This is a genomic window from Cytophaga sp. (assembly GCF_051961495.1).
Lineage (GTDB): Bacteria > Bacteroidota > Bacteroidia > Cytophagales > Cytophagaceae > Cytophaga.
The window spans coordinates 1-12,541 of record NZ_JBQCDF010000008.1 but is presented as its reverse complement, the minus strand read 5'-3'; the positions used below and the strand labels follow the sequence as shown (position 1 = coordinate 12,541).

At 43.5% G+C, this 12,541-nt stretch carries 11 protein-coding genes; 4 read left to right on the top strand and 7 right to left on the bottom strand.

The genetic code is table 11. The features are described 5' to 3' along the window. On the bottom strand, window positions 1-721 hold a 721-nt coding region (locus tag ACTHJT_RS00670; protein WP_440235640.1), incomplete at its 3' end, for a type IX secretion system membrane protein PorP/SprF. 107 nt (window positions 722-828) lie between these two features. Here ACTHJT_RS00670 and ACTHJT_RS00665 point away from each other — a divergent pair. The 3 genes from ACTHJT_RS00665 to ACTHJT_RS00655 are packed head-to-tail and all read left to right on the top strand — an operon-like array spanning window position 829 to window position 4,149. Next, window positions 829-1,407 carry an RNA polymerase sigma factor gene (locus ACTHJT_RS00665; protein ID WP_440235638.1) on the top strand — a complete coding sequence of 193 codons (579 nt, stop codon included), beginning with the start codon at window positions 829-831 and terminating at the stop codon, window positions 1,405-1,407. Continuing rightward, a complete protein-coding gene (locus tag ACTHJT_RS00660; protein ID WP_440235636.1) occupies window positions 1,404-2,516 on the top strand; it encodes a gliding motility-associated C-terminal domain-containing protein in 1,113 nt (370 codons plus the stop codon). The genes ACTHJT_RS00665 and ACTHJT_RS00660 overlap by 4 nt, the downstream gene beginning before the upstream one ends. 1 nt (window position 2,517) lies before the next feature. Beyond that, a complete protein-coding gene (locus ACTHJT_RS00655; protein WP_440235635.1) occupies window positions 2,518-4,149 on the top strand; it encodes a leucine-rich repeat domain-containing protein in 1,632 nt (543 codons plus the stop codon). Between the two features lie 626 nt (window positions 4,150-4,775). Here ACTHJT_RS00655 and ACTHJT_RS00650 read toward each other — a convergent pair. The 6 genes from ACTHJT_RS00650 to ACTHJT_RS00625 form a co-directional block, all read right to left on the bottom strand. Next, entirely contained in the window at window positions 4,776-5,219 is a 444-nt protein-coding gene (locus ACTHJT_RS00650) for a 5-fold beta-flower protein (RefSeq protein ID WP_440235633.1), read from the bottom strand. Between the two features lie 158 nt (window positions 5,220-5,377). Continuing rightward, window positions 5,378-5,641: a hypothetical protein gene (locus ACTHJT_RS00645; protein ID WP_440235632.1), complete on the bottom strand. Its 264-nt coding sequence runs from the start codon at window positions 5,639-5,641 to the stop codon at window positions 5,378-5,380. A 340-nt stretch (window positions 5,642-5,981) separates the two neighbouring features. Next, window positions 5,982-6,422, bottom strand: a complete 441-nt coding sequence (locus ACTHJT_RS00640; protein ID WP_440235630.1) for a hypothetical protein — start codon at window positions 6,420-6,422, stop codon at window positions 5,982-5,984. Window positions 6,423-6,615: 193 nt separating this feature from the next. Beyond that, window positions 6,616-7,353 carry an SDR family oxidoreductase gene (locus ACTHJT_RS00635; protein WP_440235629.1) on the bottom strand — a complete coding sequence of 246 codons (738 nt, stop codon included), beginning with the start codon at window positions 7,351-7,353 and terminating at the stop codon, window positions 6,616-6,618. Window positions 7,354-7,423: 70 nt separating this feature from the next. Next, the gene (locus ACTHJT_RS00630; protein ID WP_440235628.1) at window positions 7,424-8,308 is read right to left on the bottom strand and encodes a helix-turn-helix domain-containing protein; all 885 of its coding nucleotides are present in this window, start codon (window positions 8,306-8,308) and stop codon (window positions 7,424-7,426) included. A 285-nt stretch (window positions 8,309-8,593) separates the two neighbouring features. Further along, complete coding sequence (locus tag ACTHJT_RS00625) at window positions 8,594-10,975, bottom strand: glycoside hydrolase family 31 protein (protein ID WP_440235626.1); 2,382 nt, start codon at window positions 10,973-10,975, stop codon at window positions 8,594-8,596. Between the two features lie 246 nt (window positions 10,976-11,221). Here ACTHJT_RS00625 and ACTHJT_RS00620 point away from each other — a divergent pair, with 246 nt between their 5' ends. Next, the gene (locus tag ACTHJT_RS00620; RefSeq protein WP_440235623.1) at window positions 11,222-12,514 is read left to right on the top strand and encodes a glycosyltransferase; all 1,293 of its coding nucleotides are present in this window, start codon (window positions 11,222-11,224) and stop codon (window positions 12,512-12,514) included. The last annotated feature ends 27 nt before the right edge of the window (window positions 12,515-12,541 follow it).

Sequence of the window (12,541 nt, the reverse complement as noted above, 5' to 3'; positions counted from 1 at the left end):
CACCACTTTCAAATTTCTCATAGAATAAAAAAAGCGGAGCAAGCTGTACATCGTAATATTCTGTAGATTGATAGCGGACGTATCCATGCGTGGTCAGCATCACATGTGCACCTATATAGGACTCATAGGTAGCATTGAAATTCATATACGGAATTAATTCAAAACGTTGATTTACCGGAGTAAGGATAGAACGGACCATTTGCTGGTATGATACACCTATTTTCAACTTCGGACGGATGTACCATAAGCCCAGGTTACCATCGAAAGCTGATGCCGAACCGCCGCCGCCAGCCTGCGAACCCAGGAAAGTATAATTCACTATACCCGCCGAACCTCCTGCAGAAACCGACGAGCGTGCACCTAAAGAAGTTGTGTAAGAATACCTGACATACGCCCGTGTACGGTTGATGAAAGCCCCGTCATTATAGGTAATAACCAGTGCACCGATGCGACTGAATTGTGACAGGGAAGCATGATTGAGACGTAGATTCACATCCGCATACAAACGGTTTACACCTTCAAACAAACCTGTTAATGAACGGTTACCGAGAGCGATCTGCACCTTACCGATACTATCCATACTGGCAGGATTGATCATGTAATAATTCTTAAAAAACTGATCAAAAACAATCGGATTGGAGTCGCCGGATTGAGCATAGCCATTGAATACGAGATCCAACAGAAAAACCATACAAAACCCAATCGATGCAACTTTTTTCACCTTTTAATTCAATAAAATCGTTCGAAGTTACTATTTTTTTATAAATGTGCTTATTAAATAAAATTTGTGTTTACCTTTTCAGTAACAAACCGTAGCTGTTTTATAAGGTGGCACAGAAAGATAAAGAAATATTAGAAAGTATTCGAAAAGGAGATAATAATAAAGCACTTTCTTATCTGTACGATGAAAGTCTGGTTAAGGTGCGCAAATATATTCTCAAGAATAGCGGAAGCAAAGATGATGCGAACGATATATTCCAGGATGCGGTCATCATATTCTTCAATCAGGTACGTGCACAGAAATTCAATGAAACGTATTCCATTGATTCATTCATTTACAGCGTAGCCAGGAATCTATGGATCGATAAAGTCAGGCGGCAGAAAAAATTTGCCTCTTATGAGTCGCCCGAACAGTTCGCATCCATATCCGGAGACTTTGATCATTTAGAAGATCTGATCAGCAGGGAAAAAACACTGGCCATGAAAAACGTATTCAGTAAACTGGATGAAAAATGCCAGCAAGTACTGAATTATGTCATTAACGAAAAGTGTTCCATGAAAGAAGTAAAGGAAAAAATGGGATACAGCAGTGAAAATGTAGCAAAAACAACACACTACAGGTGTAAACAATATTTAAAGGAATTGGTTAAAAGCAATCCGTCATTAGTAACTTTATTACGATTTTGAGACCCGAATTAGAGACATACGAACAAATTGATTTATTTCTCAATGGGGAATTAGAAGGCGATGCTTTACGTTCTTTCGAACAGAAAATGGCCGGTGATTCCGCATTTGCGGAAGAAGTCCGGCTGCAGAAAATCGCGAATGAAGTAGTAAAAGGAGCTTCGCTGCAGGACCTGCGCGAGCAGATGTCGGCAGATCTTCAGAAAATGGATGCATCTTCCGGTAAATGGAAAATTGTTTCGATCGCTGTCGGCTTTATTGCCCTGAGCAGTTCTGTGTTGTACTTCGCGACAAAATCGAATAATCCTGCAGATAAAAAAACGCCTGAAAGCACAACACATCAGACATCGATTCAAAAAGCTGAAGGTGTACGCGCCGCAGAAAAAATAAAAATGGATAACGTATTGGCCGCAGAAACGGCTACTCATACTTCCGGTAATACGACAACACCTGCAACTACTGTTGATTCTACCTCCTTTCATCAGTCAGATGTATTGCACCATTTAAACGACAATACGCCTGTTTCTTCAGCAACTGTACCGCATAGCAGGACAGAAGATGTTCTTGCTGAGCATACGGAAGAACCACAAAACAGTGATCCTTGCGCTTCAGTGTATATCGAAGCTGCCTACAGCATTGCCGCATCATGCCCGGATAAAAATACCGGCAGCATCCGTGTTCCGCAGAGCAGCATTAAAGGTGGTGCTGCGCCGTATACCGTACGACTTGATAAATCAAGGACACTGCAGAATAGCGACGCCTTCTCTAACCTGGCAGCGGATTCCTATACGCTATACATTACTGACCAGGCCGGCTGTGCAAAAACATATCCGGTTGAAGTTCCTGAAAAAACATGTAATCCTTTTTCTTCTGTATTCGCACCGGATAAAGGTGAAATATGGAAATACACCGGCAGCGGCCACATCAGCTATACGCTTACAATTGTGAACATGGCCGGACAGCAGGTATACAGAACGCCGCAGATGCAGGGTGTATTTGAATGGCAGGGCCTGAGCCAGAAAGGTGAATATCTGGATGCAGGTTTGTATATTTATGTTGCCGAATACACCGATGGCACAAAAGAAAATGGACAAGTAACCATTGCGAAATAAATTGAAAACAGCATTACACATAGCGCGTTTGAAAAAAAGCTTCCTGCTCGGCAGTATCCTCCTGCTGATGCTGGGCAATACCGCTTTCGCGCAATTATATACCATCCCCGATCCGGCGTTTAGAAATAAACTCATGAGTTCGTATCCTTCCGTAATGACAGGAACCAAACTGAACACCACGGCTGCAAAAAATTTCACCGCCGATCTGCTCTTGATCGGTGCCGGTATTTCAGACCTTACAGGCATTGAATACTTTTCTTCTGTTTATAAAATTGATGCATCGTTCAACAGTCTTACAACGATACCGGACATTTCGAATACTGTTAATCTGAAATATCTCTACCTGAACTACAATCAGATTACTACCTTACCGGATCTTTCAGCGCTGAAAAATTTATTGGAGCTGCAGCTGAACAACAACAAACTGGTAAGTCTGCCGCCACTGAATGCATTGACTTCACTGGATTATTTATTTCTTACAACAAATAAATTAACTATCCTGCCGGACATTTCTGCGTTAACAAATATCCGTTATATCCTCATTGGCGATAATCCGTTTACAAGCCTGCCGGATTTTTCTCCGAATGCAAACCTGCTGGAACTGCACTGCCATCAGACCGGGATCTCAGAGATCAAAGGTTTAAGCGCATTAACCAAGCTGACTAAGTTATACTGCTGGGAGAATAACATTACAGATCTTTCGGCCTTATCAGCAAATACTTCACTTACCGGCCTGTATGCATCCAATAACCTGCTTACAAACCTGCCAACGCTTACCAATAAGCCGAACCTGGCTAATGTGGAGATTGCCAGCAACAAGCTTACGTTTGAAGATCTGTTACCAATAACAACCATGCCTGGTATAACTGATTTCTCTTACAGTCCGCAGGACAGCATCGGTGTGTACAGCAGCCGGACAATCCGTTTGAAACACCCGATCTCTTTTGACATTACAGAAGATGCTGCTGTTACAAGCAATGTATACAGCTGGTTCAAAGATGCAGCGGCTTTAACGACCACGACTGCTGCACCGCTGGTGATCCCTTCGGCACAACAATCAGATGCGGGCAGTTATTATGTAAACATCACGAATCCGAATCTGCCGTTATTGACACTATCACACCGTCTGTGGGACATTGACATTACCAATTGCATTGACCTGACTTCCTATTCATTCAATGTACCGTTCAACGATTGCAAGATTGGCGCTACGGTTCAGTCAATTGTAGTAATGGCTGGCGGCACAGCTCCTTATACGTACACACTGACTCCATTAGCTGCTGCTGATCCGGTTGTAAGTACAAGCGGTGATTTTACGAAGCTGGCTCCAGGCCAGTATACCTACACCATCCGCGATGCAAACAACTGCGGCATTGATACTGTTGCAACGATAAAGAAACCTGCGGGCTGCGATCCGGTAATCATGCCATCCGGTGATCCGCAGATGAATTCGTATTTTATTGAGCAAACAGGTACAGCTAAGATCATTGACCTGAGTGGCCATACGATTGTACAGCTGAGCGTACCGGCTGTGTGGTACGGAACCAAAGCCGACGGCTCCCTGGCAGATGCCGGTTATTATGTAATCGTTGTCAACGATAAAAAAGTCACGAATATTACCGTTATCCGATAATAGATTGTTTACCTGTTAAAGCCGATTTTCCAATCAGCAAAAGTCGAAAGGAGCCCGTTGAATAAGCGGGCTCCTTTTTGTTTGTCTATTGTCTGAATTGGGATTTATGGGATTGTAATAGTCTGAATCAGGATTGCCGGATTAAAGGATTAAAAGGATTGCCCTCACACTGGCGCCAGTCTTTGTCCTCGGCGGCGCAGGTGCCCACCATTCCCTCACCGTATCTGTGGCACACAGAACACCAACAAACATTTGAATATTGTTTTTAATACCGACCCCAGCGGGGTCGCATCTTTATAGAAAAATATATAAGATGTATTTCTTACGCCCAATACCGAAGGTATTGCTTTTACTAAAAATACCTTCGGTATCGGACGTATGTTTTTGAATATGATGTTAGCTATAAACATGTGACCCCGCTGGGGTCATGACTTACTGCGGTAGAAAATTTCCTCTGCAATTTTCCCGCCATGGTTGTTGTTTAGTCCTGCGGCATTTTAACATAATGGACAAATATATCCCGGGCGCCACCAACCTCACCTTCCTAACTCTCATCCCCAAAAACAATAGGGATGACAGATTACTCCATCACCCCTATAACAACATAAACGAAATCTTAAATGCTTTTATTTCTTAGGCATGCACATCTGCTTTTGTATATATGCCATGGTACTTGCCTGTTCTTTATAATTTTTAGGAACAGTTAGTACTTTCTTCCCGGCCTTGTCATATACTTCGCAGTATGCACCGTCAGCGGTAGGTTTCACAATGTATTCCACCTGTCCGTCGATGCTTTTAAAATCGCCGTTCTTGGCAGCCTTGCCCAGTATTTTGCCATTGGCATCCACGAGGTTTCCGCTGCGGTCTATAAACGCGATCTTTTCACCCTGACTGTTTTTGATGATGCTATCTTTGGAGATAGTAGCAAATGTAGCACCGGAGGCATCTCTGATCACGCCTGCCGTATCCATCTGCATCGGAAATTGCGCCTTGTAACCCTGCGCAGTCGCATTCAAACCTGCAGCAAGCATGGTGAATGCAACAAAAATCACAAACCGGATCGTTTTCATGTGTGTGCTGATTTAAGTTGATCGTTAGGATTGTCCATTCTTCTGTATAAAAGAATGCTTACGGATGCAAAGTTGAGGCTAGCCGTTAAATAAACTTTTACAGCTTTTCAAAAAAATGTATAAAGATTACGTTATTGAGTCTCTTCCCTCCGTGGCTGTTACGCCGCGGCGAATGCAAATTCCGAAGAGCTCGTTCGACTACTTCTTCTTCCTGTAATTTTATCTATATACTTTATCGTTTCTTCCTGTGTCAGAATCGCGAAGTCTTTGTAACGGCCGTGCACATCAATGATCTCATCAAGCGCCTGTAACACCAACTCTTTATTCTCCCACGTTTTCAGATGTTCAATAACAGTTTCAATACAGCCTTTCTTGTAAGCGATCTGTCCGAGTACATTCGCCGGGCGAACAGACAGAAGCAAACAAACTTCCGTGCAGGCTCCGCCCAGCTTCCTCCCGGTCTCCGCCCAGGGAGAGCCCAGGGTCCTTCGTTGATTATTCTTTTTTTGAAAGAAAACGCAGCAAAACGAGGTGTTTTTATTTACTTATGTTAAGAGATATTAAGAAGGTGCTGACAGGAATTATAATGGCACAAGGAAAGCTTCGATATGATCGCAAGGATCACCAAACACAACTGTATAAAAAATCAGGACTTAATTGATACATTGCTTAGCTATTTCAGGACATGACAGTTTACCATTGGCGTTTTGTGTGCCACAGACCGCTGTGAAAGAAGATTATACCGGATTACAAAATCCTTATTTATCTTGGCTTAGTAATTACAAATTCCGAAGAACTGAGTTCATCTTCAATTTTTCTTCTGTACTTGTTACTTTCTTTTACGTACATATATATTACGAACAGATAAATAATTGGCAGTATGACCAATCCGCCGTTTTGCGGATTACTTATTGCTGTTGCAAGAATGAATAAAGTGATTAGCGTCAGGAATATTATTACAGCTATATGTAACCGCATCTTTATTAAAACCCGGCTTGGATTTTCACCAGTAATTTCTCCTTTCATTACAGGGGCGAATGAATTCCGTCCTTCAATGACTGGCATGATATCAAATGTATCACTATTAATTTTCCCAAAAAATGGTTTACCTTTAAAGTCAAGACTGAAGGTTAAATTCAATAACGGGAGTTTATCTGTATAAACAATCGTATGGAGCTTTCCAATTAGCTCTGCTTTATTCATTGTTGTCTCTATCTCAAATTTATTAAAATACATGTTCATCAAACTTGTGTTTGCAACGATATAGAATCCATCTGTTCAAATGTAATAAAAAGTTCAAGAGCAGCACAATAAATACATTCCTTTCACCCAATTCCCGGAACCGAAGCCAGATAACAGGAATTTACAATTCCTTAAATTACGTTAGTAATAAGAACTACCACGCAATCTCTCCCGTTTCCGGATTGTTTTCTTCGCTGAAGAATTTTCCTGTGGGTCCGTCGTTGCCGATCAAGGCATACTTCACAATTCTTTTTGCTGCAACGTCAACGCTGCCGGGGCCGCGGTGACCGTTGAAATCGGTTTTGGTATAACCGGGACAAACAGCATTCACTCTGAAGTTACTGCCTTTGAGTTCGTAGGCCAGCACAACGGTGTACATGTTCAGCGCTGCTTTGGAAGAAAGATAAACAGCGCCTTTGTAGTCGTAGTATTTGTAGGCAGGATCGCTGTGGAGGGTAATGGATCCCTGACTGGAGCTGACATTGACAATGCGGGGTTCTGCAGATTTTTTCAGCAGATCCATAAATGCCTGCGTCACCCGAACGACGCCATACACATTGGCATCGTAGGCCGCTTTAAACTGATCGATCGTTGCATTCAGCGCCTCCTGCGGATAACCACCATATATGCCGGCATTGTTGATGAGGATATCAAGCACCTTTGTTTTCTTCCCGATTGCCGCACGGGCATGCTCTACAGATGCATCATCGGTAACATCCAGCTGAATGGCTTCAACATTTATTAACCCTTCAGACCTTAATTGACTAACCGCTGCAATGCCTTTGCCTAAATCCCGGCTACCGAGATACACATAGATCCCCTGCTGCGCAAGCTGACGTGCTGTTTCAAAACCGATACTCTTGTTCGCGCCCGTTACGAATGCTGTTTTCATACTGTTGTTGTTTTAAAATGTATGCAGCAAAAATAGCGGGTGCAAAAACAGCGCGGCTGGACAAATCCATTTATTCGCCTGACAAATCCTGCCGGGATGCCAGCACCTCGCTTACGCTTTTGCCGGTGCTCTTTTTAAACAGACGTGAAAAATAATCGGGGTCATTAAAGCCCATTTCATAGGCCAGTTCTTTTACCGAAAGGTTGGAGTAATGCAGTTTACGCTGTGCTTCCGTCATCAAACGCTTCGTAAAAAAATCCTTCGGGGAAACACCTGCATATTCTTTTACGATGCGGTACAGACTGTTGGTACTTAGTGCCAGCTTCTCTGCAATGATATGGATGGAAGGCTGCTCGGTAAGATGTGTTTCCACCACCAATTTAAACTCTATGAATTTTGCAAGATTATTATTTACAATATTGCCGGTGTCGGTTTGTGTGTTTCTGAAATAGGCGCTGTTCAATTCTACCAGCAACGCATTCAGATAAGCAAGGATGATTTCGGTGTCGGTCTGCTGTTCATCTGTGTGCAGCATCTGATCCAGCATCTCAAACGACTTTCTTACCCGTTGCCGGGCCGCATCATCAAACAGGATTGTTTGTGTATGAAGCGGGTTGATTAAAAAAGGAAACTGCTGCGGCAGCAAGGCTAGTGTATTTTCATCAAACAATACTTTGAAATATTTTAGATTGTCTGCTTTTTGCGGCGGTATAAAAACCTGGTTAGGCATTCCGAACAGCACTTGCCCATTTGTGAGTGTAATCTCTTTCAGGTCGAGGTTATAGGTGATCGTCCCGCTATCAATCAGCACAACAAAATAAGAACTTAGCTTCCGTGGCTGCAGCATCTTTTGCTGCATGTCTGCAGATGTATAAGGATTCTCGTGCGTGTTGGTTTTTACAACCAGCTTGTCGGACTGCTGTGAATTACCTGGTGTGTTGTTTGATTTTGCCATAGTGTCTGTTGCAATATATGAACTTATGCCGGCGATGACAACTTACAACCTAACATACACCAACCTACTCTGGCGCCAGTCTTTGACTGGTGCCTATCATTTGGCAATCCGCCGCGGCGGACTACAGAATAATAGACACGAGTCACCCTCCGCTAAAGACCCGCGCCAGAGAGAATGCTGTACATCCTGATTCAGACAGGCTAAATAAAAAGTCGTCGGCTCACAACGCAAACCGACGACTTTTAATTTATTCCACCTCAGCGGATCATAATTTATAATTCATAATTACTTTATCACAATCTTTCCGAAGCCTTTGTCCACATCAATACGGATCAGGTTTTTATCGGGGTTGATCACATCTATATGAACTTTCTCACCGTCTACCTCACAACTCTTCGGCGTAAAGTTCAGGCCATGTATCATGATCTCGTAGGTATTGTAAACCGGATTGTACGAACCTTCAATGTTCTGTGTAATAGTGAATGATTTTTTGTCGCCATGTGTCACAAATGTTTTATAGCAATACACACCTTCTGTGTATTCATAGCCATCACCTTTGTCTTCGTACAGATAGCTTGAATATTCACCGCTGTTTACATATACATGCAGGAACAAAGCTTCCGGATCAAACTCACCTACATACTGCATAACCGGCGCCATAGGAATCACCGCGCCGGCTTTTACAAACAAGGGTACACGGTCAAGGGCTGCTTCCGCCCACACTTCCTGCTTGCCGTCAAACTCCTGGTCATCCCAATAGTAGTACCACTTGCCTTCCGGCAGATACAACCAACGGCCATCCACTTTCTCTGCCAGGATCGGACATACCAGTAAATTCTCGCCCATGCAGAATTCATCCTGTCTGTTGTAAGTCTCCGTATCGTCCTGCGCTACAAACGGCAGCGGACGCAGTGTCGGCATACCTGTCTGTACATGCTGGTAAAACGTTGTATAAATATACGGCAGCAGTTTATAACGCAGCTCAATGAATTTCTTCGTCAGCAATTCCACTTCCACACCAAACGACCATGGTTCCTGGTCGCCGTGATCACCGGATGAATGCACACGGCAGAACATATGGAAAATCCCCAGCTGGATCCAGCGTACAAACAATTCCCCCGAAGGTGAACCGATGAAACCACCGATGTCTGTTCCGCAATACGAAATACCGGATACACTTAACCGCTGGCACTGGTTGTTCGCGATCGCCAGGTGTTCCCACGAAGCAACGTTATCACCCGTCCATACCGAAGAATATTTCTGCAAACCGGAATAACCGGAACGTGTGATCACAAACGGACGTTTATTCTCACCGAATTTCTTCACGCCTTCATATGTGGCGCGCGCCATCTGCATGCCATACACGTTGTGCGCTTTTCTGTGGCTGCAGGGATCGCCGTCGTAATCGTGGCGCACATCATTCGGGAATGTTTCAATCTCAAATACTGCCGGTTCGTTCATATCGTTCCACACGCCGCGCACCCCGGTATCCATCAGGCCTTCAAACAAACCTGCCCACCATTCACGCACTTCCGGACGCGTAAAGTCCGGGAAGTTACATTCGCCCGGCCATACAGCCCCTTTCATGAGCGGACCATCCATGCGTTTACAGAAATATCCTTTCTCCAGACCTTCTTTATATACCCAGTAATTCGGATCTATTTTTATACCGGGATCAATAATCACAACCGTTTTGAAACCTTGCGCCTCCAGGTCCTGGATCATTTTTTTCGGTTTCGGGAAATGTTCCGGATGCCAGGTAAAGCATCTGAATCCATCCATATAATCGATGTCCAGATAAAATGCATCGCAGGGGATTTTACGGGTACGGAATTCAGAAGTAATTTCACGCACCTGTTTTTCCGGATAGTAACTCCATTTACACTGGTGGAAGCCTAATGCCCACAAAGGCGGCATTTCCGGCTTACAGGTCATTTCAGTATATGTCTGTACAACGTTCAGCAGTTCCGGACCATAAATGAAATAGTAATTCATTTCACCGCCCTGCGCCCAGAACGATGTGGCATTCTTACGTTCAAAACCAAAATCAAAAAATGTACGGAATGAATTATCGAAGAAAATTCCATACGCTACTTTATGGTGCATCCCGATAAAGAAGGGAATATTTTTATACAAAGGGTCTGAATCTTTACCAAAGGCATAGGTATCCTTACCCCAGTTTTCAAAACGTTTTTCACGGATATCAGTATCCGTTGGCTTATCACCCAAACCGTAGAAACGTTCACCGGCCTGGCCTTTGCGTGTATTGAAAACAATCTCGCCGCCGTGCTTTTTGTGTTCTTCCCAATGGAATCCTTTCTCGTCTTCAGAAATCACCAGGCCTTTCTTATCCAGAATTTTAATGAGCATGCGCTCCTTCTGAATTTCACAATCAAGCTTTGCTGTTTTAATAACAAAATATTCTTCCTCTTCACTTACCTCCAGCTGTTCGATGTGCTGCTGATAATGCTGGGCATGCGAATATGAAAAATCCCGGTGAAAGTTTCCCAAGGCGGAAAAACGAAAGCGGATAACGCCGTCTGAAACTATCTTGACCTCTAAAACTGTCTGCTGTCCATAGAAATAAAAACGGTTTTCAATCTTCTCCCACCTTTCCACGACACCGGCATTCTGTTGTAAAGCCTGCTTGTCGTGATTGATATTCATGTAACTTTCCATACAATTCCTATTTCTCTAATACAGTTTCTTTCTACACACTAAAATAGAATAAAAAAAAGGCTATTGCGAACCTAATAATTGTATTTTTCTTACAATCGCAGACGAAAATTTCAATAACTTATGTTAAACAGCGCCTTTTTTAAAGTTTCATCTGTTTATCATAGGTTTTTATCTCTGTGAGGCGTATTTTTAAGAACAGGAATTTTATAACCGCTCGCGCATTTTGTCGCTGCTATGAAAAAAACAAAGGTTTTAATGTTGGGTTGGGAATTTCCTCCGATTATCAACGGAGGATTGGGAGTTGCCTGCCTGGGCTTGAGCAAGGCGCTTGCAAAACAGGTAAACCTGACGTTAATTCTGCCTAAAAGCGATCATTCCCTGCTTCTCAACCAGATCGATATTATTGGATTAAATCAACAGGAACGGGTTCGTATCCGGGAAGATTTCCAGACCGATTTCTATGCGGAACTGGAAAACGTTTATACCCTTCCGGCCAATATTTTACCTTATCCTTCAAGCGTTGCAGCTCCTGTAGCCACAACGAAAAAGGTTAAAAAATCCCGTACGAAAAAAGTAGTCCGCACGGAGTTTTATAAACCGTTTGAAATTGATGCCTTGTATGGTGAAGACACGATACAGAAGGTCATCGAATATGCGACCATCAGCGCGGATATGTGCATGGACTGGAAATTCGATGTGATCCATTGCCACGACTGGATGACCATGCTGGCGGGTGTTGAGATCAAACAGCGCACAGGTAAACCATTAGTGCTGCATGTACACTCGTTAGAGTACGACCGCAACCAGGGTAATAATAACAACTGGGTATACCAGGTAGAAAAACATGCTATGGAAATGGCCGATGTGATCCTGCCGGTAAGCGATTATACCGGCAGCATCGCTATCAGGCATTACGGCATCAATCCCCGTAAGATCCACTCCGTGCACAACGGAGTGGAAAAGATCAAACCGTTCAAAATCGAAAAGCCTTTCCCTGAAAAAATTGTTTTGTTCATTGGCCGCGTAACGCAGCAGAAAGGTCCGGAATACTTCATTGAAGTTGCTTCCAAAGTATTGAAGGAATATCCGATGGCCCGCTTTGTTGTTGCCGGTACGGGAGATAAACTGAAAGAACTGATCGAAACCGGTGCACACAAGCACTTAGGTTTAAATATACATTTCACGGGTTTCTTAAGTAAAGAAAAGATCCACGACCTGCTTGCCATGGCTGATGTATACTGCATGCCATCGGTTTCCGAACCCTTTGGTTTGTCAGCGCTGGAAGCCGCGCAGTTTGGCGTGCCGTGTGTAGTATCCAAACAATCGGGCGTGTCAGAGGTATTGATCGGTGCATTAAAAGTTGATTTCTGGGATGTCGATAAAATGGCGCATTATATCCTGATGCTTTTACAGGATCCGGCGTTTGCAAAAACCGTTTCGGCAAACGCGCATTTTGACCTGGAGCACTGTACCTGGGAAAATGCAGCCGTTGAGATCAAAGACATTTACGACCAACTTCTAGCTTAGTCTTGTATGCGTTCTGTTACGCTTTGT